Below are 25,509 nucleotides of genomic sequence, written 5' to 3'. Positions count from 1 at the left end.
CTGCTGCGCTGCGCCCAGTTCGGGGAATAATCGGGGACTATGGCAACACGGTCCCCTTTTTCTTTCCTGGACGGGCTCTTCGAACGCGTCATGTCTGGCCCCCTGCCGCCCGCGTGGCTGGTGCATGAGGTGCAGCACCGCACGGTGCTGTTCCTCAACCATGTGCTGATGCAGGAGCGGGAAGCCATGGACCGTCTGGCACGCCAGCGCGGCCGCGTTGCGCGCGTGCAGTGGCGCATCTTCTCGATGGCGCTGCAGGTGACGCCCGCCGGGCTGTTCGATCTCGCGCCTGCAGAGGCCGTGGCCGACCTCCGGCTGGAAGTGTCCGAGACCTCTCCGCTGTCGCTGGCCGGCAGTGCGCTGCGCGGCGACAAGCCCACCATCCGCATCGAAGGCGACGTGCAGTTCGCGGCCGAGATCAATTGGCTGGTGGACCATGTGCGCTGGGATGTCGAGGAAGACATGGCGCGCGTGATCGGCGACGCCCCGGCCCGCGCCGTGGCATCCGTCGTGGGGCGCGCCGTGCAGGCGTTGCGCAGCTTCGTGGGCGCACGCGTGCCCGGCGGCCAGGCGCCCGCGCCCGCAGCGGGCGAGTTGTCGGACCGCTCCCCGCCATGAGCCGCTTTGCCCGCGGCATCACCATCGTCTGGGTGGTGCTGCGCTATGGACTCGACGAACTGGTGCTGTCGACCTTCCGGCAGCCGTGGCTGCGCGCCGTCACGCGGGTCATCACCTTCGGTCGCAAGCTGGACGCGCCGCGCGGCCAGCGGCTGCGCGAGGCCTTGGAGAGCCTGGGTCCGATTTTCGTGAAGTTCGGGCAGGTCCTGTCCACGCGCCGCGACCTCATGCCGCCGGACATTGCGGACGAGCTGGCGCTGCTGCAGGATCGTGTGCCGCCGTTCGACCCTGATGTGGCGATCGCCACCATCGAGCGCGCATTTCGCCGCCCGATCGGCGAGGTGTTCGTCTCGTTCGACCGGCAGCCCGTGGCCAGCGCGTCCATCGCGCAGGTGCACTTCGCGGTGATCCGTGACCGCCAGGGGCACGCGCGTGAAGTCGCCGTGAAGGTGCTGCGCCCCGGCATGCTGCCGGTGATCGACAAAGATTTGGCGCTCATGCGCATGATGGCCGGGTGGGTGGAAAGCCTGTCCGCCGACGGCAAGCGTCTCAAGCCCCGCGAGGTCGTGGCGGAGTTCGACAACTACCTGCACGACGAACTCGATTTGGTGCGCGAGGCGGCCAACGCGGCGCAGCTGCGCCGCAACATGCAGGGGCTGGATCTGGTGCTCATCCCGGAGGTGTTCTGGGATTTCTGCCATGCCGAAGTGTTGGTGATGGAGCGCATGAAGGGCGTGCCCATCAACCAGGTGGAGCGCCTGCGCAGCGCGGGCGTGGACATTCCCAAGCTGGCCCGCGACGGCGTGACCATCTTCTTCACCCAGGTGTTCCGCGACGGGTTCTTTCATGCCGACATGCATCCCGGCAACATCCAGGTGAGCCTGGCGCCCGAGACCTTCGGCCGCTACATCTCGCTGGACTTTGGCATCGTCGGGACGCTGACCGAGTTCGACAAGGAATACCTTGCGCAGAACTTCACGGCTTTTTTCAGGCGCGACTACAAGCGCGTGGCCGAACTGCACATCGAAAGCGGTTGGGTTCCCGGCCATACCCGCGTGAACGAACTGGAAGCCGCTATCCGCACCGTGTGCGAGCCGTATTTCGACCGGCCGCTCAAGGAAATCTCTTTGGGCATGGTGCTGCTGCGGCTGTTCCAGACCTCGCGGCGCTTCCAGGTGGAGATCCAGCCGCAGCTGGTGCTGCTGCAAAAAACCTTGCTCAACATCGAAGGGCTGGGCCGGCAGTTGGACCCCGACCTGGACCTGTGGAGCACGGCCAAGCCCTTCCTGGAGAAGTGGATGCTCGATCAGCTGGGTCCCCAACGCCTGTGGCGCGAGCTGCGTGCCGAGGCGCCGCACTACGCCAAGATCCTGCCTGACCTGCCACGCCTGCTCCACGACTTCCTGCGCCAGCGGCCCCATGACAACCGGGTCGATCTGCAGGAACTGCTGGCCACCCAGAAGCGCACCAACCGGCTGCTGCAAAGCATCATCTATGGCGGCCTGGGCTTCGTGCTGGGGCTGCTGGTCATGCAGCTCTTCGTGCGCGTGCGCATCTTCTAACTTCCTTCCCTCTCTCATTCCTCAGGAGTACCAGCGTGTTGCTCTTCATGGTGATTGCCTACCTGTTTGTCACCATCGGCATTGGCTTGTGGGCTGCCCAACGGGTGAAGAACACGGCTGATTTCGCGATTGCCGGGCGCCACCTGCCCATGTACATGATCATCACCACCACGTTCGCCACGTGGTTCGGCTCCGAGATCGTGCTGGGCGTGCCCGCCAAGTTCATCGAAGGCGGGCTCAAGGCCGTGGTGGAAGACCCGTTCGGCGCCGGCATGTGCTTGATTCTGGTGGGGTTGTTCTTCGCGGCCAAGCTCTACCGCATGACACTGCTGACCATCAGCGACTACTACCGCGAGCGCTACGGCCGCGCAGTGGAGGTGATCTGCTCGCTCATCATCATGCTCAGCTACCTGGGCTGGGTGTCGGCGCAGGTCACGGCGCTGGGGCTGGTGTTCAACCTGCTGTCCGGCGGTGCGGTGAGCATCCCGATGGGCATGGCCATCGGCGTGCTGTCCATCCTGGTCTACACGCTGTGGGGTGGCATGTGGTCGGTGGCGGTGACCGATTTCATCCAGATGATCATTCTGGTGGTCGGCCTGGTGGTGCTGGCCTGGTTCGCCAGCGACATGGCGGGGGGCGCGGGCAAGGTGATCGAGCTGGCCACCAGCCGCGACCTGTTTCAGTTCTGGCCCGAACCCACCTGGCACGAGATCATCTTCTTCTTCGGTGCCGCCATCACCATGATGCTGGGCTCCATCCCGCAGCAGGATGTGTTCCAGCGCGTCATGTCGGCCAATACCGAGCGTGCCGCCACGCATGGCACGGTGATCGGCGGTACGGCCTACATCTTCTTCGCCTTCGTGCCCATGTTCCTCGTGGCTAGCGCGCTGCTGATCATGCCGCAGGAGACGGCCGAACTGCTCAAGGATGACCCGCAGAAGGTGCTGCCCACACTGGTGATGGACAAGATGCCGCTCGTCATGCAGGTGCTGTTCTTCGGTGCGCTACTGTCGGCCATCAAGTCCTGCGCCTCGGCCACACTGCTGGCGCCCAGCGTCACCTTCACCGAGAACATCTGGCGGCAGTTCCGCCCTGAAAAGATCAGCGACCGCGAGAACCTGCTGGCCATGCGCATCAGTGTGCTGGTGTTCGCGGTGGGTGTGCTGGCCTATTCCATCAAGATGGAAGGCACGCCCATTTACGAGCTGGTGTCCAGCGCCTACCAAGTGCCGCTGGTGGGGGCGTTCGTGCCGCTGGTATTCGGCCTGTACTGGAAGCGTGCCAACACGCAAGGCGCGCTGTGCGCGGTGGCGCTGGGCATTGGCGTGTGGCTGGTGTTCATGGTCACCCCCGCGCTGCATGAGGCGTTCCCCCAGCAACTCGCCGGCCTGCTGGCAGCCATGGTCGGCATGGTTGCCGGTTCGCTTGCGCCGCAGGTGGTGCGCAATTCCCATGCGCCGCACCACCGGGTGGTGGGGGTGGAGTGACGCACGGGCGCACGGTGCGGCCTGGGGTGCATGCCTATAATTGAAGGTTTTGCACATTCTTCGCACTTCTTCGTAATGCCTATTTACGCCTATCGATGCGGTTCCTGCGGCCATGCCAAGGACGTGCTGCAAAAAATCTCCGACGCGCCGCTCACCGTCTGCCCGTCCTGCGGTGCGCCGGCTTTTTCCAAGCAGCTGACGGCCGCGGGCTTTCAACTCAAGGGCACGGGCTGGTATGCCACCGATTTCAGCGGCCGTGCCAGTGCGCCTGCTGCGGCATCGGACGCTCCTAAAACAGAAGCTGCCAGCGCTGCTCCAGCAAGCGCTACGGCCACTTCTGACTCCTAACCTCGGATAACTCGCATGGCTGCCTTGCGCAAGTGGCTGTTCACGGGTCTGCTGGTCATCGTGCCCGGCGTCATCACCGCATGGGTGTTGAGCTGGATCGTGAGCACCCTGGATCAGACCCTCGCCATCCTGCCGGGCTCTTGGCAGCCGGACAAACTGCTGGGCTTTCACATCCCGGGCTTCGGGGTGCTGCTCACGCTCAGCATCCTGCTGGTGGTGGGGGCCTTGGCGAGCAACTTCGCGGGGCGCAAGCTGGTGGAGTGGGGCGACCGCCTGGTCAGCCGCATTCCCGTGGTGCGTTCGATCTACTCCAGTGTCAAGCAGGTTTCCGACACGCTGTTCTCTGAAAGCGGCAACGCCTTTCGCACCGCCGTGCTGGTGCAGTGGCCGCGCGAGGGGGTGTGGACGGTGGCCTTCATCACCGGCGCGCCCAGCGGCGAGGTGGCGGCTTACCTGCGTGACGAGTATGTGAGCGTCTACGTGCCCACCACGCCCAATCCCACGGGCGGGTACTTCGTGCTCATGCGCAGGAGCGACTGCATCGAGCTGGACATGAGCATCGATGCGGCCCTCAAGTACATTGTGTCGATGGGGGTGGTGTCGCCACCCGACCCCGTTGCCACGGAACCCGCTCCATAAGAAAACCGTCGTCGCCCGCCCGTGCCTGTGCGCCGAGTGGGTGGAAAGAACAACCATCGTCGCGTCCCACGAGGACGCAGGAAGACTGATCCATGGCCATGCGCTCCCACTACTGCGGTCTTGTGACCGAAGCCCTCCTGGGCCAAACCGTCACCCTGTCGGGCTGGGTGAACCGTCGCCGCGACCATGGCGGCGTGATCTTCATCGACCTGCGCGACCGCGAAGGCTATGTGCAGGTGGTCTGCGACCCTGATCGTCCCGAGATGTTCAAGGTGGCCGAGGACGTCCGCAACGAGTTCTGCGTGCAGGTCAAGGGTTTGGTGCGCGCGCGCCCCGAAGGCACGACCAACGACAGCCTCAAGAGCGGCAAGATCGAGGTGTTGTGCCAGGAGCTCAACGTCCTGAACCCCTCCGTGACGCCGCCCTTCCAGATGGACGACGACAACCTGTCGGAAACCACGCGCCTCACGCACCGCGTGATGGACCTGCGCCGCCCGTACATGCAGCGCAACATGATGCTGCGCTACAAGACGGCCATCCAGGTGCGCAACTTCCTGGACAAGGAAGGCTTCATCGACATCGAAACGCCCATGCTGGGCAAGAGCACGCCCGAAGGTGCGCGCGACTACCTCGTGCCCAGCCGCGTGCACGACGGCCAGTTCTTCGCGCTGCCCCAGTCGCCCCAGCTCTACAAGCAGATGCTGATGGTGGCCGGCTACGACCGCTACTACCAGATCACCAAGTGCTTCCGCGACGAGGATCTGCGCGCCGACCGCCAGCCCGAGTTCACGCAGATCGACTGCGAGACCTCGTTCCTGAATGAGGACGAGATCCGCGCCATCTTCCAGCGCATGATCAAGGAAGTGTTCCAGCAGCAACTGGGCGTGGACCTGGGTGAATTCCCCACCATGACCTACCAGGAAGCGGCGCACCGCTTCGGCTCCGACAAGCCTGACCTGCGCGTGAAGCTCGAATTCACCGAGCTGACCGATGTCATGAAGGACGTGGATTTCAAGGTCTTCTCCGGCGCCGCCAACATGAAGGGCGGCCGTGTGGTGGCCCTGCGCGTGCCCGGTGGCGCCCGTGAAGAGGGCGGCCTGTCGCGCGGCGAGATCGACGGCTATACCGAGTTCGTGAAGATCTACGGCGCCAAGGGTCTGGCTTACATCAAGGTCAATGATAAGGCCAAGGGCCGTGACGGCCTGCAGTCGCCCATCGTCAAGAACATCCATGACGCCGCACTGGCCGAAGTGCTCCAGCGCACGGGCGCACAGGACGGCGACCTGCTGTTCTTTGGCGCCGACAAGGAAAAGATCGTCAACGACGCAATCGGCGCACTGCGCCTGAAGGTCGGCCACAGCGAATTCGGCAAGAAGAATGGTCTGTTCGAGAACCGCTGGGCGCCGCTGTGGGTGGTGGACTTTCCCATGTTCGAGCATGACGAGGAAGAAGACCGCTGGGTGGCCGTGCACCACCCCTTCACATCGCCGAAGGACGGCCATGAGAACCTCATGGACACCGACCCCGGCAAGTGCATTGCCAAGGCCTACGACATGGTGCTGAACGGCTGGGAGCTGGGTGGTGGCTCGGTGCGTATCCACCGCGCTGATGTGCAGGCCAAGGTGTTTGCGGCGCTCAATATCGGCCCGGAAGACCAGCGCGCCAAGTTCGGCTACCTGCTGGACGCGTTGCAGTATGGCGCGCCTCCACACGGCGGCCTGGCCTTCGGCCTGGACCGCCTGATCACGCTGATGACGGGAGCCGAGTCCATCCGCGACGTGATCGCCTTCCCCAAGACCCAGCGCGCCCAGGATCTGCTGACCCAGGCCCCTTCGCCTGTGGACGAAAAGCAGCTGCGCGAACTGCACATCCGCCTGCGCAACCCGCTGCCTGCAGCCCACTGAGGAGCGCGCGGGCTCCGACACCTAAGCGGCAGGCGCGTTCACGTGCCTGCCGTTTTTGTTTGCCATAACGTGTCCACAAGCTCTTGGAGGGAGACCATGCGCATGCTGTTTCGACGGCTGTCCCATACCGGTTTGCTGCTGTGCGTGGCGCTGGGGGTATCGGCTTGCGGCGAGAAGAAAACCGAGCTGGGCGAAGGCGGTTCGGTGGTCACTGGCTCGGCCGGGCCCCAGGGCCCGCGCAACGCCGCGCGCGAGCTGCTGCGCTGCGACAGCCCCGTGGCCACCGTGGCGCTGGCCGAGAGTCCCCACGGCTATGCCACGGGTGGTTACAACCTGCCCACCTCGCCCGTGCCCCTGATCAAGCTCATGGTGCAACAAAGCGGCTGCTTTCGCGTGATGGATCGTGGCGCGGGGCTGCGTGGTACGGTACAGGAGAGCGAATTGCGTGAATCCGGCGTGCTGCGCCCCAACTCGACCGTGGCCAAGGGGCGCGGCTATGAGACGCAGTACACGCTCACTCCCAGCCTGACCTTCAGCGAAAGCGATGCCGGGCGCGGCCTGGCGGGCATCATGGGCATGATTCCGGTGCTGCGCGACCTGGCCGGCCTGATCGGCCTGGCCGAGCAGGTGAAGTTCAAGGAGGCGCAGACGGCGCTACTGCTGTCGGACAACGAAACCACCGAACAGGTGGCTGCCGCCACGGGCGCGGCCCGCACCACCGATCTGGGCATCGGCGGCATCATGATCGGGCGGCTGGGGGGCGCATCCGGGGCAGGTTGGAGCAACACCAACGAAGCGAAGGTGGTTGCCGCCGCCTTCCTGGATACGCACAACGCCCTGGTGGAGCAGGTGCGGGCGCTGCAAGCCAAGCCCCTGCCGCCGCCGGTGCCGAGCCGCTAACGCAGCGCGCGTGCACAGGGACGGCGCCATGTACAAAATTCCCGAATCCGTGCTGGTGGTGGTGCACACGCCTGCGCTGGACGTGCTGCTGCTGCGCCGTGCCGACTCGGCCGAAGATTTCTGGCAATCGGTCACCGGCAGCAAGGATTTTGCGGGCGAGGACTGGGCCGTCACCGCCGCGCGCGAGGCGGCGGAGGAAACCGGCATCCAGGCGGCCGCTGCGGGCTGCGCGCTGCGCGACTGGGGCATGGAGAACATCTACACCATCTACCCGCAATGGCGGCACCGCTACGCGCCGGGTGTCTGCCTGAATACCGAGCGTGTCTTCGGCCTGTGCGTGCCGGCGCAGACGCCAGTGGCCTTGAATCCGCGCGAACACACGGCATATGCTTGGATGGGCTGGCGCGAAGCCGCGGACCGCTGCTACTCGCCTTCCAATGCCGAGGCCATACTCTGGCTGCCACGATTCGTTGGACGATGACCGCAACACCGATCGAACTGCCTGCCGAGCATTCCGGCATCCTGCGCGTAGCGACCTATAACATCCACAAGGGTGTGCAGGGGCTGGGCCCCGCGCGCCGGCTGGAGATCCACAATCTGGGCCTGGCGGTCGAGCAGCTCGATGCAGACATCGTCTGCCTGCAGGAGGTGCGCAGGATGAACCGCAAGGAGGCCAGCTACTTCGAGCGTTGGCCCCATGTGCCGCAGGCCGAGTACCTGGCCCCCGAAGGTTACGAAGCCATCTACCGCACCAATGCCTTCACGCGCCACGGAGAGCACGGCAACGCGCTGCTCACGCGCTGGCCGGTGATCGGCCACCAGCACGAGGACATCTCCGACCATCGCTTCGAGCAGCGCGGCCTGCTGCATGTGGAGGTGGAGATACAGGGCCGCCGGGTGCATGCCATCGTGGTGCACCTGGGCCTGGTGCCCGGCAGCCGCATCCGCCAGGTGGCGCAGCTGCAGCGCTTCATCGCGCGCGAGGTGCCCGAGGATGCCCCGCTGGTCGTTGCGGGCGACTTCAACGACTGGGGGCTGCAGATCAAGCGCATGCTTGCGGGCTTCGGGCTCTTCGAGTACGACGATGCGCCCCAGGCCTTCACCTACCCCGCCCGTCTGCCCATGGTGCAACTGGACCATGTGTACGTGCGGGGCCTCACCCCGCTGGGGCTGCAGGTGCCGCGTGGGCGGATCTGGTGGCGCATGTCGGACCATTTGCCGCTGATCGCAGAGTTCAAGCTCTGACTCCATGGTCGCCCCCACGCGCGCGCACGCTACCGGCCGAGACCACCAGATCCAGCTGCTGCAGGGCACGCAGGAGTTGTTCCCGGCGCTGATCGCCGAGATGGATGCGGCGCTGTCCGATATCCAGTTCGAGACCTACATCTTTGACTGCACTGGCGCGGGCGCCGACGTGGCCGAGGCGCTGATGCGCGCAGCCCGGCGCGGCGTGCGCGTGCACCTGGCGCTGGACGGCGTGGGCACGGGGCGGCTGCCCGAGCCTTGGCGCACCCGCATGGTGCAGGCCGGCGTGCACGTGCAGGTGTATTCGCCGCTCGGCCCGCTGGGCCTGCTGCTGCCGATGCGCTGGCGCCGGCTGCACCGCAAGCTGTGCGTGGTGGATGGCTGCGTGCTGTTCTGCGGCGGCATCAACGTGCTGGACGACTTCCACGACCCCAACCACGGCGCGCTCACCGCGCCGCGCTTTGACTTTGCCGTGCGCGCCGAGGGCAGCCTGGTGCAGCAGGCCAGCGAGACCATGGAGCAACTGTGGTGGCGCATGCGCGCGGTGCGCGACGTACGCCAGCGCCGCCTGTCGCTGGCGCTGGCCGACCTGCGCGCCGCCAGCGCCGCACGCCTGGCGGCGCGGCGCGCCGAGAGCCGTGCGCGGGGCATGCGCGCCGAGCTGGTGCTGCGCGACAACGTGCGCAACCGTGCACGCATCGAGCGCGCCTACCTGCGCGCCATTGCCCGCGCGCGGCATGAGGTCATCATCGCCAACGCCTACTTCGTGCCCGGTGGCAAGCTGCGCCGCGCGCTGGTGCTGGCGGCGCGGCGCGGCGTGCGCGTACAACTGCTGCTGCAGGGGCGGTACGAATATTTCATGCAATACCACGCAGCGCGGCCGGTGTACGGCACGCTGCTGGCGGCGGGCGTGGAGATTCATGAATACGCGCCCAGCTTCCTGCACGCCAAGGTGGCGGTGATCGACGCGGACAGCCGCCGCGCTTGGGCCACGGTGGGCTCGTCCAACCTGGACCCGCTGTCGCTGCTGCTGGCGCGCGAGGCCAATGTGATCGTGCGCGACGCCCCCTTTGCCCAGGACCTGCGCGAGCGGCTGCGCCACGCCATGGTCCACGAGGGCCGCCGGCTTGACCCGCAGCGCTACGCCGAACGCCCCTGGCGCGAGCGCGCGCTGGACCGCATCGCCTTCGGCATCATGCGCGCGGCCCTGTGGGTGACGGGCAACCGCTACTGAATGCCGCGCCCCTGCCGGTGGGAAAATATTGCTATTGTTTGGATAGCTGCTCGCGCTTGTCCCATAAGCGCTAGAGGCATAAAAGGCTTATAAAGCCTGGATCGGCATTCGCTGGTACCATGCCGCCATGTCTTCAGAACCCCCAGCACCCCTGAGCGGCGCCGCGCCCGACGAGGGCACGCCCGTCTCCGTCAAGATTCGCGAACGGCTGAACGCGGCGCGCCGGCGCTTCCATGCCAACGACAACATCGCGGAGTTCATCCAGCCCGGCGAGCTGGAGCGCCTGCTGGACGAGGTCGAGGCCAAGATGCAGGGCGTCCTCGACAGCATGGTGATCGACACAGCGGGCGACCACAACACGCAGGCCACGGCGCGCCGGGTGGCCAAGATGTACCTCAACGAGGTCTTCAAGGGCCGCTACGTGCAGCCGCCGGCGATCACCGAGTTTCCCAACGCCGAGCACCTGAACGAGCTGATGATCGTCGGCCCCGTCACCGTGCGCAGCGCCTGCAGCCACCACTTCTGCCCGGTGATCGGCAAGATCTGGATCGGCGTGCTGCCCAACGAGCACACCAACGTGATCGGTCTGTCCAAGTACGCGCGCCTCGTGGACTGGGTCATGGGGCGTCCCCAGATCCAGGAGGAGGCCGTGGTGCAGCTGGCCGACCTCATCATGGAAAAGACCCAGCCCGACGGGCTGGCCATCGTCATGGAGGCCAGCCACTTCTGTATGTCCTGGCGCGGTGTGCGCGAGATGGACAGCAAGATGATCAACTCGGTGATGCGCGGGGTGTTCCTCACCAACCCCACGCTGCGCCGCGAATTCCTGGCCCTCATTCCCCGAAGGAGCTGACCCATGCTGGTCCGTCTTCTCTACGTCAGCCGCGCCGTCGATACCTCGCCCGAGGCCATCGAGGCCATCCTCACCCAGTCGCGCCAGCACAACCCCGCCAGTGGCATCACGGGCGTGCTGTGCTACGGCGGCGGCATCTTCCTGCAGGCCATCGAAGGCGGGCGCTCGGCCGTCAGCGACCTGTGCGGCCACATCCAGCGCGACCCGCGCCACAAGGACGTGGAATTGCTGGCCTTCGAGGAAATCACCGAGCGCCGCTTTGGCGGCTGGACCATGGGCCAGGTCAACCTGACCAAGCTCAACCACTCCATCGTGCTCAAGTATTCCGAGCGGCCCGAGTTCGACCCCTATGCAGCCTCGGGCAAGGTGTCGTTCGCGCTGCTCGAAGAACTCATGGCCACGGCCAGCATCATCGGCCGGGCCTGAGGGTGGACAGCCCCCTGAGCGGCTTGCGCCGCAGTCCCCGACTCCCGCGCGACGTGCGGGACGGGGGCGCCGTCAGTATGGCGGGGCGGTGGGGCCGGTCCAGGCGCTTGCCGGGCGGCGCACGTCTGGCGCATGCCGGTGCCGCCGTGGCGCACTGATGCCGCCGACCACCTCCTGAACGCCGCAGCCGGCCGCGAGGCGCTGCGGCGGCGGGCCCTTCATGTCGCTCAACGCCTTCGCACTCATCCTCCTCGCCGGCCTGATCCACGCCGGCTGGAACATCGCCGCCAAGAAGGCCGGCGGCGATGCGCGTTTCGCCTTCTTCACCTCGGTGCTCATGATGCTGGTGTGGGCACCGCTGGGCTGGTGGCTCGGGCGTGATGCCGTGCCGCTGTGGGGCGCGCGCGAGTGGGCCATCGTGGCCCTGAGCGGCGTGCTGCACGTGCTGTACTACGTGATCCTGCTGCGCGGCTACCGCAAGGCCGACCTTACCGTGGTCTACCCCCTGGCGCGGGGCACGGGGCCGCTGCTGACCGCGCTGGTGGCCGTCACGCTGCTGGGCGAGCGGCTGTCCGCCTGGGGCGTGCTGGGCATCGTGGCGGTGGTGGGCGGCGTCTTCCTGATCGCGGGCGGCCCCGGGCTGTTGCGCGCGGCGCACGATCCCCACGCGCGCCTGCGGGTGCGCGCGGGCCTGCGCTACGGCGTGCTGACCGGCATCTTCATCGCCAGCTATACCGTGGTGGACGGCTACGCCGTCAAGGCCATGCTGCTGTCGCCCGTGCTGGTGGACTAGGGCCTGTTCACACTATTTTTGCCAGATGCGTTGCGATCAAAAAGGGCCAGGCGCAAGGCGCCAAACGAAGCTGGGGTGCTACCCCAGCGAGGCTTGGCAACGCCGCGAATGGCCCTTTTTGATCGCAACCCGGAGGGAACGGAGTGAAAACCGCGCCATTCGTCGTTGCCCTCCTAGCCAAGGCCCCGGCCTTGGCGTCGTCACGCGCCTAGATTGGCGCGGTTTTCACGCCATTCGCACTGGCAAAAATAGTGTGAACAGGCCCTACATGGGCAACTTCGTGCGCGTGGCAGTGCTCGCCCCCGTGGCCCTGCGCAACCGCGCCGAGACGGCGCGCCTGTGGGCCGGGCAGTGGCGCTTTGCGCTGCTGGTGGCCGTGGTGAGCCCGATCGCCTACGTGCTGGTGCTGTTTGCCATGCAGGAGGCGCCCATGGCCCACGTGGCGCCGGCGCGCGAGGTCTCCATGCTGTTCGCGGCGCTCATCGGCGGGCACCTGCTGGACGAGGGCGACCGCGCCGCGCGCTTGGCGGGGGCGCTGGTGAGAACCGCGCCACGCGTCCTTGCCCTCCTAGCCAAGGCCCCGGCCTTGGCGTCGTCACGCGCCTAGGTTGGCGCGGTTTTCACGCCCTTCGCACTAGCAAAAATAGTGTGAACAGGCCCTGGCTGCAATGCTGCTGGTAGGGTGCGATTTTTCCAGCAGTCCCAGCCGGCGCAAGCCCATCGTGCTGGCGCTGGGCGCGCTGCAGGGCGGCAGCGTGGTGCTGCAAGACCTGCAGCCGCTGGATACGCTCGCCGCCTTCGGCCGATGGCTGGCCGCGCCGCGCGCATGGGTGGGCGGCTTCGATCTGCCCTTCGGCCTGCCCCGCGAACTGCTCACCGGACTCGGCTGGCCGCTCGAATGGGCGCGCAGCATCGCGCACTACCGCGGCCTCACGCGCGCGCAAGTGCGTGAAACCTTTGCCGCGTTCTGCGCCGCGCGCCCCGCGGGCGCCAAGCTGGCCCACCGCGCCACGGACCGGCCCGCGGGCTCCAGCCCGTCGATGAAATGGGTGAACCCGCCCGTGGCCTACATGCTGCATGCGGGCGTGCCGTTGTTGCTGGAGGCCGGTGTGCATCTGCCCGGCCTGCATGCCGGGGACCTGCGGCGCGTGGCGCTGGAGGCCTACCCCGGTCTGCTGGCCCGCGAGCTGATCGGGCGGCGCAGCTATAAAAGCGACGTGCGTGCGCGCCAGACGGCCGACCGGCACGCGGCGCGCACGGAGCTGCTGGGCCGCCTGGAGTGCGGCGACACCCGCCTGGGCCTGCGCCTGACAGTGGATGCCGCGCAGCGCGCGGCACTGCTGGACGACGGCAGCGGCGACCGCCTGGATGCGGTGCTGTGCCTGCTGCAGGCCGCATGGGCATGGCGCTGCCGGCAGCAGGGCGACCTGCGCTACGGCCTGCCGCCCGACATGGACCCGCTGGAGGGCTGGATCGTCACGGCGTAACGTCTGGTCGTGCAGGTGCCGCGTCCAGCTCCACCCAGCCTGCGCCGCATTGCACATGCGCGCCGCCATGCCGCGCCAGGCAGAGCAGCGCAGCGGCATCCAGTGGCGGGGCTGGCTGGGACGCGAATGCCGCCAGGCCGGCGTCCGCCTGTCCGTCCGCCTGCACCCGCAGGCCGCTGCGGCCTTGCACGGCCTGCAGCGTGATGCGTGCGGGAGGCGGGGAGCCCGTTTCCGCCAGGTGATAGAGGGCGCCCAGCAGCAGGCACAGGGTGGTGTGTGCCGCGACGGGCGTCTCGGGCAACGGGCCGGGCGCTTGCAGGTCGGTGCCGCGCATGGCCAGCAGCGGCCGGGCCAGCTGAGCCGCCTGGGCGGCCACGGCCGCCAGGGGCTGAGCGCTGTCCTGCGCGGGCAGGTCCCAATGGCGCAGGCGCTTGGCACTGTCGGCCAAGCGGGTCAGGTGGCCTTCGAACTGCTCCACCCGCTCCACTGCCTGTGCGGGCGGCAACTCGCCCGTGCCGAGCCGGCGCTTGAGCACGGTGGCCGCCATGCGCATGGCCGACAGCGGCCCCGCCAGGTCGTGCCGCACGGCGGGCATGGTGCGCGCAAGGATGGCGCTTTGCACGCCCAGCGCCATCCAGGCCTGGACGGGATCGTTGTCGGTGGGGAGGGTATTCATGGGCTGGCTGATTGGAACCGGGCGCCGGCGCCGGCAGGGTAGGACGGGGGCGCGAGTTGCCGCGCCGCCGCGCTTCAGCGCACTGGGCCGGTCAGGGCGAGGTAGGCGGCGCGCGTTTCCGGCGAAACCGCAGCCACCAACTGGGCGTGCGGCGTCTGGTGGCGCGCAAGCGTGCGGGCCGATGCCACGGTCTTGGACTTGCAGAACCAGTGGCAGGTGTGCTGCATCAGCAGCAGCTCGGCCGTCATGGTGAAGGCCTTGTCGCGCGGCGACAGGCCGGCGTCGTTGCGCGCCACGCGGGCGATGCCGCGCGCGTGCACGTCAATGGCCTCGCGCATGTCGAAGGTGGCGGCGGGCAGCAACTGCGTGGCAAACGGCAGGCCCAGCGCCAGGCGGCTCGCGCGCGCCAGCGGTGCGGGCACGCGGCGGAAGTCCGCCGCAAAGCGCTCAAACTGTTCGCTCAACTGTGCCTCGCTGCTGGCCAGCAGGTTCAGCACCTGCTGGCGGCGCTCGGGGTCCTGTTCGCCCATGGCGCGCAGGTAGCCCTGGGTCAGTGTCTCCATGAGCCGTTCGATCTGGTAGGGCTGCAGATGCTGCGCCAGCAGCACGATGCGCCGGCGCTGCTGCTGGGTGTTGAGCATGTAGGCGCCGGTGGCCGCGAGGGCCACCACGAATAAAAGGTCCATGGCAGACAAGTCCGTGAAAAGCGGGCGAAACCGTCGATTGTCGTGCCTGCGCACGCGCCCGCCGTGTGCGCGGTGCAGAATGGTGCGCCGCCGCTCCGGCGGTTCTCTGTCCCACCCTCAGACCGTCCCATGCCTTCGATCGAAACCCTTGTCGCGTTCTTTGGTGTTTCCGTGCTGCTGGCGCTTACGCCAGGGCCCGACAACCTGTTCGTACTGCTGCAGTCGGCCCAGCGCGGCTGGCGCGCGGGCATGTGCGTGGTGCTGGGGCTGTGCCTGGGACTGGTGGGGCACACCACGGCCGTGGCGCTGGGACTGGCGGCCGTGTTTGCCGCGTCGGCCGTGGCGTTCACGGTGCTCAAGTTCTGCGGCGCCGCCTATTTGGCCTATCTGGCCTGGGGGGCGTTGCGGGCGCCGGCCAGCGTGCCCGAGGAGGCGCCCGCCACGGGCGCGGCGATGGCGCCGGGCGCCCGCGTGCCCGGTGGTGCACTGCGCATGGTGGGGCGCGGTGTGGTGATGAACCTGACCAACCCCAAGGTGCTGATCTTCTTCCTGGCCTTCCTGCCGCAGTTTGCCGACCCCGCGCGCGGCGGCATGGCGCGGCAGATCCTGGTGCTGGGGGTGGTGTTCATGCTGGCCACGTTCCTGGTGTTCGGGGCCATCGCATGCTTCAGCGGGGCGTTCGGCGCGCTGCTGCAGCGCTCGGCGCGCGCGCAGCGCATGCTCAACCGCGCGGCGGGCCTGGTGTTCCTGGGCCTGGCCGTGCGGCTGGCCACAGCCGAGCGCTGATACTTCACTTTTTATAGCTGCTAGCGCTTGTCTATCAAGCGCTGGAGGCCATTTTGGCTTGTGCCTTCAAGGCGCGGGCGGCGCGGGCCAGGGCCGCTGCGCGCCGCGCAACTGCTCGAAGGCGTGGGCCAGTTGCAGTACGCCCAGGTCGTCAAAGCGCTGTCCGGCAATCTGCAGCCCGATGGGCAGGCCGCTGGCGCTGTAGCCGCAGTTGACCGACGCGGCCGGCTGCTCCGACATGTTGAACGGCACGGTGAAGGCAATGTGCTCCAGCGGCCGCAGCGGGTCGTCGGTGGGCGAGGGCAGCTCGGCCGCGAAGGCGGTGATGGGCGCCACGGGCGAAAGCACGTAGTCGTACCCCGCGCAGGCGCGCACCGTGGCTACGCGCGTGGCGTGGAACTGCTGGCTGGCCTCGTACACCTGGGCCGCGCTGAGCGTGGCGGCGCTATCCGCCCAGGCGCGGATGTAGGGCAGCACCTTGCCCCGCTGCTCGACGGTGAGCGTGCGCATGTCCATGTGCGAGCGCATGCGCCAGAAGTGGTCCATGCCGTCCAGCATGGCGCGCGTGAGGAACGGCTCCATGGGCTCGACGATGGCGCCCGCGTCGGCCAGGCGCTGCGCGGCGGCCTGCACGGCGGCGCGCACCTCGGGATCGGTAGCCAGGCCGCAGCCCGCGTCCAGCAGCAGCCCCAGGCGCAGGCCGCGCAGGCGCTGCGTGCCGGGCGCGAGCCGCAGCCAGTCGATGGGCTGTGCTGGCAGGCTCATGCTGTCGCGCGCGTCGGGCTGCGACAGCACCTGCATCATCAGCGCGGCGTCCTCCACGCCGCGCGTCATGGGGCCGGCCGCGCGGCCGGTGTAGGGCGGATCGATGGGAATGCGGCCCAGGCTGGGCTTGAGCGTGAAGATGCCGCACCAACTGGCCGGCAGGCGCAGCGAGCCGCCGATGTCCGTGCCCACGTGCAGCGGCCCGTAGCCCGCCGCCGCCGCCGCGCCCGCGCCGGCGCTGGAGCCGCCCGGGCCCTTGGACAGGTCCCAGGGGTTGCGCGCCAGCGGATGAAAGCTCGACAGCCCCGAGGACAGCATGCCGTAGTCGGGCATGGTGGTCTTGGCCAGCAGTACGGCGCCCGCCTCGCGCAGACGGGCCGCAGGCGGTGCGTCGGCCGCGGCGGGCACCAGGGGGAGCGCCGCGGTGCCCAGCGGCGTGGGATCGCCCTGTGTAGCGATGTTGTCCTTGAGGGTGACCGGCACGCCGTCCAGCGGGCCGCAGGGGGCGCCGCGCAGCCAGCGGGCCTCGCTCTGGCGGGCCTGGGCCAGCGCAGCCTCGGGGCGCAGCAGGTAGGTGGCCTGCAGGTGGGGCTCCCACCGCGCGACGTGGGCGAGCACGTCGAGCAACGCGTCCACCGGAGAGATCTGGCGGCTGCGGTAGCCGGCGAGCAGTTCGCTGGCGGACAGCTCGTGCAATTGCGTCATGGCGATCCTTGTGTCATCGCGGAGGCGGTGTGGAGAGAACGGCTGTTCCACCCGGGCGGAAGTGGCCGTGCCGAGGGGGCTGGCGCTACCACGCGCCAGCTCCTTATGCCCAGTGCAATGCCGACAGGTCGTTGACGAACACCGGCATGTCCTTCCACAGACCGCGCAATTGCTTGTGGGCCACGGTGACCCATTGCGGCTGGTACAGGAAGGCGTGCACCGCGTCCTCGGCCAACAGGCGCTGCGCGTCGCCCAGAAGGCGGGCGCGGTCGGCCGGGCGGGTGGCGGTCTTGATCTGCTCGTACAGCTGGTCGAATTTTTCCGAGTGGTAGCCCCAGTAGTAGTCCGGCTTGGCGAAATTGCCCAGGTCGAACGGCTCCACGTGTGAGATCAGCGTCAGGTCGTAGTTCTTGTTGCCGTAGGTGCCGCTGAGCCATTGGGCCCACTCTACGTTCTGCAGCTTGGCAACGATGCCCACCTTGGCGAGCTGTGAGGCAATCAGCTCGCCGCCCTGGCGTGCGTAGGGCGCCGGCGGCAGCGTCATGGTGAGGGTGAGGGGTGTCTTCACGCCGGCCTCGGCCAGCAGGCGCTTGGCCTTCTCCACGTCATGCGGGTTGATGCCCGTGGTGTCCACGTAGCCGAAGGCGCCGGGCACGTAGTGGCTGCCGATAGGCACGCCCAGGCCGTCGGCCGCGCCCTGGATGATGGCCTTGCGGTCGATCGCTGCGGCGATGGCGCGGCGCACGCGCACGTCGTTCAAGGGCTTGCGCGCGTTGTTGATCGCGAGGATGGTCTTGGCGCGCGAGCCGCTCACGATGACCTGAAAGCGCGGGTTGTTCTTGAACTGCGCCATGCTGCGCGGCGTGACGCGCGGGAAGGCGTCCACGTCGCCCGCCAGCAGCGCGGCCACCTGCGCCGCCGCATCGGGAATGAAGCGGAACGTGGCGCGGCGGATGCGGATGCTGGACGGCTGGCGCCACCCCGGCCATGCGGCCAGCGTGATGGAGGCGCCGCGGCTCCAGCCGGCGAGCTTGTAGGGCCCCGTGCCCACGGGCTTGGTGGCGTTGGTGGCGGCGCTCTTGGGTTCCACGATGATGGCCGTGGCCTGGCCCAGCACGAACAGCAGGTCGGGGTCGATGTCCTTGTTGAGCACCACCACGGTGTACTCGTCCACCGCCTGCGTGCTCAGGTTGGCAAAGCTGCGCTTGTCCTTGTTGGTGCTCTTGTCGCCGCCCGCGCGGTCGAAGGAGAACTTCACGGCCGCGGCATTGAGCGGCTCGCCGTTGTGAAAGGTGACGCCCTTGCGCAGGCGGAAGGTGTAGGTCTTGAGGTCGGGCGAGACCTCCCAGCTCTCGGCCAGCAGCGGCGAGACGCTGCCGTCCGGGTTGATCTTCGTGAGCGTCTCGTAGATGTTGTAGAGCGTGACCTCGGCAATCGAGGACGCCGCGCCGGCCGTGGGGTCCAGCCCCGGCGGCTCCAGGGCCAGGGCCAGGGTCACGGCGTCCTTCTTGCCCTGCGCCAGCGCGTGCAGCGGCGTGGCCAGCGCGGCGGTGGCCAGGGCGCCGGAGGCGAGGGCGGTGCGGCGGGTGAACATGGGCGGGATCTCCTTGGACGGGTGGAATGCGTGCGGCGGGCTGTGCTCTGCTTTTTACTACAGGGCGCGGCCGGGCGTGGCGCGCTGGCGCCGTGCGGCTAGAGCGCGATGCGCGGCACCGCGGCCACCAGCGCCTGCGTGTAGGGGTGTTGCGGCGTGCTGAACAGCGTGTGCGGCGCACCGCGCTCCACCACGCGCCCCTCGTGCAGCACCAGCACCTCGTCGCACAGGTGCTGCACCACGGCCAGGTCGTGGCTGATGAGCAGGTAGGTGACGCCCAGGCGCTCCTGCAGGTCCTGCAGCAGGTTCAGCACCTGGGCCTGCACGGACACGTCCAGCGCGCTCACGGGCTCGTCGGCCACGATGAGGCGCGGCCGCGTGATGAGCGCGCGCGCGATGGCGATGCGCTGGCGCTGGCCGCCCGAGAATTCGTGCGGGTACTTGTGCGCATCGCCCGCGCGCAGGCCCACCTGCTGCAGCACGGCTGCAGCCTGCTCGCGCAGTTCGGCGCGTGTGGTACGGCCCAGGACCTGCAGCGGCTCGGTGACGATGCGCTCCACCGTCTGGCGCGGGTCCAGCGAGCCGTAGGGGTCCTGGAACACCATCTGGAAGTCGCGCCGTGCGGCGCGCAGCGCGTGCGCGGGCAACCGGTGCAGGTCGCGCCCCAGCAGGTGCACGCTGCCGGCGCTGGGCGTGTCCAGCGCCATCACCAGGCGCGCCAGCGTGGACTTGCCCGAGCCCGACTCGCCCACCACGCCCAGGCTGCGGCCGGTGGTGATGTCCAGGTCCACACCCCGCAGCGCCTGCACCTGCGCGCGCGGCCCCCACGGCCGTGTGCGGGGCAGCGGATAGTCCCGCTGCAGGCCGCGTACGCGCAAAAGGGGTGCATTTGGGTCGAAATGGCCTGTAGCGCTTGTAGGGAAAGCGCTGGCAGCTATTGAATTGATAGTGTTCACGCGCTCTCCCCCAGCCGTATGCAGCGCGCCATGTGGCCCGGGCCCAGCGCCGTGGTGGGCGGCAAGGAGGCGTGGCAGTCGGGCACGGTGAGCGGGCAGCGTCCGGCGAAGGGGCAACCCGGCGGCAGATCGGCCAGGTCGGGCACGGTGCCAGCGATCGTGGGCAGGCGTGCACCGGGCACGCGTGCGGAGCCCCACTGCGGGCGTGCGGCGAACAGGCCGCGGGTGTAGGGATGGGCCTGCGTGCGGAAGACTTCGCGCGTGGGGCCGGCCTCGACCACCGTGCCGCCATACATCACCAGCGTGCGCTGCACGTTCTGCGCGATCACGCCCAGGTCGTGCGAGATGAGGATCAGCGCCATGCCGCGCTCGGCCACCAGACCCTGGATCAACTCCAGGATCTGGCGTTGCAGCGTCACGTCCAGCGCCGTGGTGGGCTCGTCGGCAATCAGGAGCTGCGGCCCGCAGGCCAGCGCCATGGCGATGGTGATGCGCTGGCGCTGCCCGCCCGAGAACTGGTGCGGGTAGGCGTCCAGCCGCTGCGCGGCCTGCGCGATGCCCACACGTTCCAGCAACGCAACGGCCTCGGCGCGCGCCTGCCGGGCGGACAGGCCGCGGTGCAGGCGCAGCGGCTCGGCCACCTGCCGCCCGATGGTGTGCACGGGGTTGAGCGCGGTCATGGGTTCCTGGAACACCATGCCGATGCGGTCGCCGCGCAGCCGGCACCACTGGGGCTCGGTCATCGGCAGCAGTTCCTGCCCGTCCAGGCGGATGCTGCCCTGCACGCGCGCGCCTTCAGGCAGCAGGCCCATGAGCGCGAGCGCGGTAAGGGACTTGCCGCAGCCCGATTCGCCGATCAGCCCCAGCGTGGCGCCGGGCTGCAGGGCGAAGTCCACGTCATGCACGGCGCGCACCGGGCCGCGCGGCGTGCGCAGCGTGATGGCCAGTTGCTGCACGTCCAGCAATGGCGCAGGGGAGGGAGGTGCATGCGCTGGTGTCATCGCTGGCGGGACAGTCGGGGGTCCAGCAGGTCGCGCAGCCCGTCGCCCAGCAGGTTCAGGCCCAGCACCGCCAGCGCAATCGCCACGCCCGGCCACACGGCCAGCAGCGGCGCCTGGAACATGAGGGTCTGGGCCTCGGCCAGCATGCGTCCCCACGACGGTTGCGGGGGCTGCGTGCCCAGGCCCAGGTACGAAAGCGCGGCCTCGGCGAGGATCGCCAGCGCGAACTGGATCGTGGCCTGCACGATGAGCACGGAAGCGATGTTGGGCAACACATGCTCGAAGGTGATGCGCCATGGGCCCTTGCCGCAGGCGCGCGCCGCCAGGATGTATTCACGCGCCCACACCGCCTTGGCCGATGCGCGCGTGACACGGGCAAAGGTCGGTATGTAGAAGATGCCGATGGCGATGATGGCGTTCACCATGCCGGGGCCGAACACGGCCGTGAGCATGATGGCCAGCAGCAGCGCGGGGAACGCGAAGGTGAAGTCCGCCAGGCGCATGACGGCTTCCTCCACCCAGCCGCCGCGCGCCGCTGCCAGCAGCCCGAGCGCGGCGCCCAGCGCCAGGCCGATGCCCACGGCGATCACGCCCACCGCGATGGACGCGCGCGCGCCCACGAGCAGTTGCGAGGCCACGTCGCGCCCGTAGGCGTCGGTGCCCAGCCAGTGCTGCGCGCCGGGGGGCTGCAGGGCGGCATCCATCGCCATCTCATAAGGCGGCCATGGCGTCCAGACGAAGGAGAGCAGGGCGGAGAGCACCAGCGCCAGCGTGAGTACGGCACCGATCGCGCAGCTGGGGTGGCGCAGCGCGCGGCGCCAGAACGCCGGCGTGTGGGGGCTGGGCGCGGGGAAGGTCGGCAGCGCGCTCATAGGCCGCGGGCCTTTACGCGCGGGTCGATGGCCGCGTACAGCAGGTCCACCACGAAGTTCACCACCACCACCATGGCCGCCAGCAGCATCACGCAGTTGCGCACCACCACCAGGTCGCGGTTGGCGATGGACTGGAAGATCAGCCGGCCCAGCCCGGGCAGGTAGAACACGTTCTCCACCACGATGGTGCCGGCCAGCAGGTTGGCGAACTGCAGGCCCATCACCGTCACCACGGGGATCATGGCGTTGCGCAGCACATGGCCCCACAGCGCCGCGCGTTGCGAAAGCCCCTTGGCGCGCGCCGTGCGCACGAAGTCTTCGCGCAGCACGTCCAGCACGGCGGAGCGCGTGATGCGCGCCAGGATGGCGGCCTGCACCACGGCCAGGGCCACGGCGGGCAGCAGCAGGGCCTGCAGCGCGGGCAGCACGCCGCCGCCGGCTTCGGCGCTCCAGCCGGGAAAGCCCCCGGCCGAGAACCATTGCAGCTGTACCGAAAACAGCAGGATCAGCAGGATGGCAAACCAGAAGTTGGGAATGGCAATGCCCAGTTGCGCCAGCCCCATCACTCCCCAGTCGCCCAGGCGGTTGTGGCGCGATGCCGCATACACGCCAGCGGCCAGCGCCAGCGCGGTGGTCAGCAGCATGGCCAGCAGGGCCAGCGGAATGGTCAGCGCCAGGCGCTCGCCGATCAGGTCGGCCACGGGCGCGCTGTAGGCATGGCTGTCCCCTAACTGGCCCGTGAGCAGTCCACCCAGCCACTGCCCATAACGCACGAGCGCGGGTTGGTCCAGGCCCAGCCGGGCGGCGAGCTCGGCCACGGCCTCGGGTGCGGCGTCAGGCCCCAGCAGCACTTCGGCCGCGTTGCCCGGCAGGACCTCCAGCACCACGAACACCACGGCCGACGCGCCCAGCAGCGTGGCGATCAAAGTGGCGAGGCGTTGGAGGAAGAACAGGGCCATGGGAGTGAAGGCCGCGGCGCGCGGCCGGGGCGGTGGTGGACCGAGCATAGGACAAAAACCGCGGGCGCATGGCGGCCATCCCCACGGGGGCACAGGGGTGGGCGGATAATTGCAGGATGCTGTTCACCGCCCGCCTGTCACCGCATTGCGCCATGTGCAGCAAGGGAGTTGCGCCATGGCGTTGATGATCACGGACGAGTGCATCAACTGCGACGTGTGCGAGCCCGAATGCCCCAACGAGGCCATCTTCCTGGGCCAGGAGCATTACGAGATCGAACCCTCCAAGTGCACCGAATGCGTGGGCCATTTCGATGAGCCCCAGTGCGTGGCCATCTGTCCCGTGGCCTGCATTCCGGTCCACCCGGCCCACCAGGAAAGCCGCGAGACGCTGTGGCAGAAGTTCCAGCGCCTGAAGCCACCGAAAGTGGCTTGAATGTGGAGGTTTTTGGGCCGCTAGCGCTTATCTGGTAAGCGCTACCAGCTATCAAAATAATAGTTAATCTAGTCCCGCTTGTGGTGCGGCCTGCGCCTGGGCGGGGCGTGTGGTCTTGGGGCGGGGCGGCTTGGTGGTGTGCACGAGGAGCGTGGCCTTGTCCATGTCGCCGGCCAGCAGGGCGGGGTAGGCCTTGAGCGAATGCAGGATGCTGTCCTCGATCAGCGTGCGCTGGTCGGGCGCGGGCTTCTTGAGCACCCAGTTCACCACCTCCGCCTTCACGCCGGGGTGGCCGATGCCGATGCGCAGCCGCCAGTAGTCGCTGGTGCCCAGTTGCGCGTGGATGTCACGCAGCCCGTTGTGGCCTGCGTGGCTGCCGCCGCGCTTGAGCTTGGCCTGTCCGGGCGGAATGTCCAATTCGTCGTGTGCGACGAGGATTTCCTCCGGCGGAATCTTGAAGAAGCGCGCAAGGGCCGCCACCGACTTGCCTGAGAGGTTCATGAAGGTCTGCGGCTGCAGCAGCCAGACGCTGTGGCCGGCAACGCTGGCGCGCGCGACCAGGCCGTGGTAGCTGCGCTCGGGGACCAGGGTGACCTTGAGTTCGCGCGCCAGCGCGTCGATCCACCAGAACCCCGCGTTGTGGCGTGTGGCCTCGTACTCCGGGCCGGGGTTGCCCAGGCCCACAAACAGTTTGATCATGTTGCGATTATCCGGCGCGCCTGAAGCGGCGCGACGTGCGCTTGCAGGGAGCCACAAAACGCCAACGGCCCACGCGAGGTGGGCCGTTGAGAGGCAAGAGGCCGCCCCTGAGGGCGACGGCCCGGCAGAAGTGCTTACTTCTTGCCCTTCTTGGCGGGTGCGGCTGCGGGTGCTGCGGCTGCGGTCGCGTCGGCCACCACTTCGGGCAGCTTGATCGACACCAGGGCGGGGTTCTTGTTGGAACCACGCACCACGGCCTTCACGCCGTGGGGCAGCTTCACGGACTGCAGGCCCATGGTGGACTTGGAGGTCAGGCCGCTCAGGTCCACCTTGATGAACTCGGGCAGTTGCGCGGGCATGCACATCACGTCCAGTTCATGGATCAGCGGGGTCACCGTGCAGCCTTCCACCTTTACGGCCTGCGAGCCTTCGACGCCTTCGAAGTGCAGCGGCACCTTCAGGTGCACGCGGGTCTTCTCGTCCACGCGTTGGAAGTCCACGTGCAGCACTTGCTGCTTGAAGGGGTGGTACTGCACGTCACGCAGCAGCACCTTGGTGACTTGGCCGTTCAGCTCCATGTCCAGGATGCTGGAGTGGAACGCTTCCTTCTTGAGGGCGTGCCACAGGGCGTTGTGATCGATCTCGATCAGCTGGGGCTCGGCGGAGCCGCCATAGACGATGCCGGGGGCCTTGCCCGAAATGCGCAGACGGCGGCTCGCACCCGTACCTTGCTTGGCGCGCTCAAAAGCGACGAATTGCATGTTTGAACTCCTGAAGGGGCCGGCCGCGACCAGCCTGGCCCTGTTGATAAAGACCGCACGCCACCATGGCATGGGCCCGCGCTGTCTCCGAACAAGCAAGCCTCCCGAAGGAGGCTTGGGGCTGTGACACCTCCGCTAGCGGCGGAGCGATCATCAAGCCTGGTCGGAGAACAGGCTCATCACCGACTCACCCTTGGCAATGCGCTGGATCGTTTCGGCGATCAGCGGCGCCACGGAGAGCTGGCGAATCTTGGAACACCCCTTGGCGGCATCGCTCAGGGGGATCGTGTTGGTCACCACCACTTCATCGAGGGCCGTGCCTTGCGCGATGCGCTCGATGGCCGGGCCCGAGAAAATGGGATGCGTGCAATAGGCGTAAACGTTCTTGGCGCCGCGTTCCTTGAGCACTTCGGCGGCCTTCACCAGCGTGCCGGCGGTGTCGATCATGTCGTCCATGATCACGCAGTTGCGGCCTTCGATGTCGCCGATCACGTGCATGACTTCCGACACGTTCGCCTTGGGGCGGCGCTTGTCGATGATGGCCAGATCGGTGCCGAGCTGCTTGGCCAGGGCGCGTGCACGCACCACGCCGCCCACGTCCGGGCTCACCACGATCAGGTTCTCGTACTTCTTCTGGTTCAGGTCACCCAGCAGCACCGGCGACGCGTAGATGTTGTCCACCGGAATGTCGAAGAAACCTTGGATCTGATCGGCATGCAGGTCCATGGTCAGCACGCGGGCGACGCCCACTGCCTGCAGCATGTTAGCCACCACCTTGGCGGAGATCGGAACGCGTGTGGAACGCGGACGGCGGTCCTGGCGAGCGTAACCAAAGTAGGGAATCACGGCGCTGATGCGTTCGGCCGAGGCGCGCTTGAGCGCGTCGACCATGATCAGCAGTTCCATCAGGTTCTCGTTGGTCGGCGCGCAGGTCGACTGCACCACGAATACATCGCGGGCGCGGACGTTTTGCTTGATTTCGACGGTGACTTCGCCGTCGGAGAACCGGCCCACATCAATGGCGCCGAGAGTGGTGCCAAGATTTTGAGCGATCTCGGCAGCCAATCCAGGGTTGGCATTGCCCGTGAAAACCACGAAGTCGGGGGGATTGGTTTGCATG

The 25,509-nt window shown here is 68.0% G+C and carries 26 protein-coding genes and 2 pseudogenes; 17 read left to right on the top strand and 11 right to left on the bottom strand.

Annotated features, from left to right (window positions below; genetic code table 11):
- Positions 1–39 precede the first annotated feature (39 nt).
- From BV908_RS07950 to BV908_RS07880, 15 genes and pseudogenes are all read left to right on the top strand, one after another.
- Complete coding sequence (locus BV908_RS07950) at positions 40–618, top strand: hypothetical protein (RefSeq protein WP_103737780.1); 579 nt, start codon at positions 40–42, stop codon at positions 616–618.
- Positions 615–2,180 carry a ubiquinone biosynthesis regulatory protein kinase UbiB gene (ubiB, locus tag BV908_RS07945; RefSeq protein ID WP_103737779.1) on the top strand — a complete coding sequence of 522 codons (1,566 nt, stop codon included), beginning with the start codon at positions 615–617 and terminating at the stop codon, positions 2,178–2,180. The genes BV908_RS07950 and ubiB overlap by 4 nt, the downstream gene beginning before the upstream one ends.
- A 35-nt stretch (positions 2,181–2,215) precedes the next feature.
- Complete coding sequence (locus BV908_RS07940; protein ID WP_012655779.1) at positions 2,216–3,667, top strand: sodium:solute symporter family protein; 1,452 nt, start codon at positions 2,216–2,218, stop codon at positions 3,665–3,667.
- Positions 3,668–3,742: 75 nt separating this feature from the next.
- Positions 3,743–4,015 (top strand): FmdB family zinc ribbon protein, encoded by a 273-nt coding sequence (locus BV908_RS07935; protein WP_012655780.1) that lies wholly within the window; start codon positions 3,743–3,745, stop codon positions 4,013–4,015.
- 15 nt (positions 4,016–4,030) lie between these two features.
- Positions 4,031–4,654: a DUF502 domain-containing protein gene (locus BV908_RS07930; protein ID WP_011804317.1), complete on the top strand. Its 624-nt coding sequence runs from the start codon at positions 4,031–4,033 to the stop codon at positions 4,652–4,654.
- A 92-nt stretch (positions 4,655–4,746) separates the two neighbouring features.
- Complete coding sequence (gene aspS / locus BV908_RS07925) at positions 4,747–6,558, top strand: aspartate--tRNA ligase (protein WP_103737778.1); 1,812 nt, start codon at positions 4,747–4,749, stop codon at positions 6,556–6,558.
- A gap of 96 nt (positions 6,559–6,654) precedes the next feature.
- On the top strand, positions 6,655–7,458 hold the full coding sequence (locus BV908_RS07920; protein ID WP_103737777.1) for a curli production assembly/transport component CsgG: 804 nt from the start codon (positions 6,655–6,657) through the stop codon (positions 7,456–7,458).
- 28 nt (positions 7,459–7,486) lie between these two features.
- The gene (gene nudB / locus BV908_RS07915; protein ID WP_103737776.1) at positions 7,487–7,939 is read left to right on the top strand and encodes a dihydroneopterin triphosphate diphosphatase; all 453 of its coding nucleotides are present in this window, start codon (positions 7,487–7,489) and stop codon (positions 7,937–7,939) included.
- Positions 7,936–8,703 carry an endonuclease/exonuclease/phosphatase family protein gene (locus tag BV908_RS07910; protein WP_011804321.1) on the top strand — a complete coding sequence of 256 codons (768 nt, stop codon included), beginning with the start codon at positions 7,936–7,938 and terminating at the stop codon, positions 8,701–8,703. Before nudB ends, BV908_RS07910 begins: the two co-directional genes overlap by 4 nt.
- A 4-nt stretch (positions 8,704–8,707) precedes the next feature.
- Positions 8,708–9,937, top strand: a complete 1,230-nt coding sequence (gene clsB, locus BV908_RS07905) for a cardiolipin synthase ClsB (protein WP_103737775.1) — start codon at positions 8,708–8,710, stop codon at positions 9,935–9,937.
- A gap of 127 nt (positions 9,938–10,064) precedes the next feature.
- Positions 10,065–10,790, top strand: a complete 726-nt coding sequence (gene folE / locus BV908_RS07900) for a GTP cyclohydrolase I (protein WP_011804323.1) — start codon at positions 10,065–10,067, stop codon at positions 10,788–10,790.
- A 3-nt stretch (positions 10,791–10,793) separates the two neighbouring features.
- The gene (locus tag BV908_RS07895; protein WP_103737774.1) at positions 10,794–11,216 is read left to right on the top strand and encodes a BLUF domain-containing protein; all 423 of its coding nucleotides are present in this window, start codon (positions 10,794–10,796) and stop codon (positions 11,214–11,216) included.
- A gap of 220 nt (positions 11,217–11,436) precedes the next feature.
- Positions 11,437–12,006, top strand: a pseudogene (locus tag BV908_RS07890) (SMR family transporter); the annotation flags it as partial.
- Between the two features lie 268 nt (positions 12,007–12,274).
- Positions 12,275–12,616 (top strand): annotated as a pseudogene (locus BV908_RS07885) (EamA family transporter); the annotation flags it as partial.
- 61 nt (positions 12,617–12,677) lie between these two features.
- Positions 12,678–13,496 carry a DUF429 domain-containing protein gene (locus tag BV908_RS07880; RefSeq protein WP_103737773.1) on the top strand — a complete coding sequence of 273 codons (819 nt, stop codon included), beginning with the start codon at positions 12,678–12,680 and terminating at the stop codon, positions 13,494–13,496.
- Here BV908_RS07880 and BV908_RS07875 read toward each other — a convergent pair.
- Both BV908_RS07875 and BV908_RS07870 read right to left on the bottom strand, forming a co-directional pair.
- Positions 13,486–14,172, bottom strand: a complete 687-nt coding sequence (locus tag BV908_RS07875) for a hypothetical protein (RefSeq protein WP_103737772.1) — start codon at positions 14,170–14,172, stop codon at positions 13,486–13,488. The genes BV908_RS07880 and BV908_RS07875 overlap by 11 nt on opposite strands.
- A gap of 74 nt (positions 14,173–14,246) precedes the next feature.
- Positions 14,247–14,858 carry a hypothetical protein gene (locus tag BV908_RS07870; protein WP_047349991.1) on the bottom strand — a complete coding sequence of 204 codons (612 nt, stop codon included), beginning with the start codon at positions 14,856–14,858 and terminating at the stop codon, positions 14,247–14,249.
- Positions 14,859–14,987: 129 nt separating this feature from the next.
- On the opposite strand from BV908_RS07870, the gene BV908_RS07865 reads away from it, so the two are divergent.
- Positions 14,988–15,644 (top strand): LysE family translocator, encoded by a 657-nt coding sequence (locus BV908_RS07865; RefSeq protein WP_103737771.1) that lies wholly within the window; start codon positions 14,988–14,990, stop codon positions 15,642–15,644.
- A gap of 66 nt (positions 15,645–15,710) precedes the next feature.
- Here the strand turns inward: BV908_RS07865 and BV908_RS07860 are convergent, their stop codons facing one another.
- The 6 genes from BV908_RS07860 to BV908_RS07835 form a co-directional block, all read right to left on the bottom strand.
- Complete coding sequence (locus BV908_RS07860) at positions 15,711–17,114, bottom strand: amidase (RefSeq protein WP_103737770.1); 1,404 nt, start codon at positions 17,112–17,114, stop codon at positions 15,711–15,713.
- 103 nt (positions 17,115–17,217) lie between these two features.
- Complete coding sequence (locus tag BV908_RS07855) at positions 17,218–18,708, bottom strand: ABC transporter substrate-binding protein (RefSeq protein WP_103737769.1); 1,491 nt, start codon at positions 18,706–18,708, stop codon at positions 17,218–17,220.
- A 98-nt stretch (positions 18,709–18,806) separates the two neighbouring features.
- Positions 18,807–19,664 carry an ATP-binding cassette domain-containing protein gene (locus BV908_RS07850; RefSeq protein WP_011804332.1) on the bottom strand — a complete coding sequence of 286 codons (858 nt, stop codon included), beginning with the start codon at positions 19,662–19,664 and terminating at the stop codon, positions 18,807–18,809.
- Positions 19,661–20,665 (bottom strand): ABC transporter ATP-binding protein, encoded by a 1,005-nt coding sequence (locus BV908_RS07845; protein ID WP_047349995.1) that lies wholly within the window; start codon positions 20,663–20,665, stop codon positions 19,661–19,663. The genes BV908_RS07850 and BV908_RS07845 overlap by 4 nt, the downstream gene beginning before the upstream one ends.
- Positions 20,662–21,537: an ABC transporter permease gene (locus BV908_RS07840; RefSeq protein WP_011804334.1), complete on the bottom strand. Its 876-nt coding sequence runs from the start codon at positions 21,535–21,537 to the stop codon at positions 20,662–20,664. The genes BV908_RS07845 and BV908_RS07840 overlap by 4 nt, the downstream gene beginning before the upstream one ends.
- The gene (locus tag BV908_RS07835; protein WP_012655792.1) at positions 21,534–22,496 is read right to left on the bottom strand and encodes an ABC transporter permease; all 963 of its coding nucleotides are present in this window, start codon (positions 22,494–22,496) and stop codon (positions 21,534–21,536) included. Before BV908_RS07835 ends, BV908_RS07840 begins: the two co-directional genes overlap by 4 nt.
- 175 nt (positions 22,497–22,671) lie before the next feature.
- On the opposite strand from BV908_RS07835, the gene BV908_RS07830 reads away from it, so the two are divergent.
- The gene (locus BV908_RS07830) at positions 22,672–22,929 is read left to right on the top strand and encodes a YfhL family 4Fe-4S dicluster ferredoxin (RefSeq protein ID WP_011804336.1); all 258 of its coding nucleotides are present in this window, start codon (positions 22,672–22,674) and stop codon (positions 22,927–22,929) included.
- A gap of 63 nt (positions 22,930–22,992) precedes the next feature.
- Here BV908_RS07830 and pth read toward each other — a convergent pair whose 3' ends face one another.
- From pth to BV908_RS07815, 3 genes are all read right to left on the bottom strand, one after another.
- On the bottom strand, positions 22,993–23,628 hold the full coding sequence (gene pth / locus BV908_RS07825) for an aminoacyl-tRNA hydrolase (RefSeq protein WP_103737768.1): 636 nt from the start codon (positions 23,626–23,628) through the stop codon (positions 22,993–22,995).
- A gap of 134 nt (positions 23,629–23,762) precedes the next feature.
- Positions 23,763–24,389: a 50S ribosomal protein L25/general stress protein Ctc gene (locus BV908_RS07820; RefSeq protein WP_011804338.1), complete on the bottom strand. Its 627-nt coding sequence runs from the start codon at positions 24,387–24,389 to the stop codon at positions 23,763–23,765.
- Between the two features lie 153 nt (positions 24,390–24,542).
- Positions 24,543–25,508 (bottom strand): ribose-phosphate pyrophosphokinase, encoded by a 966-nt coding sequence (locus tag BV908_RS07815; RefSeq protein ID WP_011804339.1) that lies wholly within the window; start codon positions 25,506–25,508, stop codon positions 24,543–24,545.
- Position 25,509 lies beyond the last annotated feature (1 nt).

This window comes from Diaphorobacter sp. LR2014-1, assembly GCF_002916785.1.
Lineage (GTDB): Bacteria > Pseudomonadota > Gammaproteobacteria > Burkholderiales > Burkholderiaceae_C > Diaphorobacter > Diaphorobacter nitroreducens.
The sequence above is the reverse complement of the archived record's forward strand: the minus strand, read 5'-3'. Positions and strand labels throughout refer to the sequence as shown.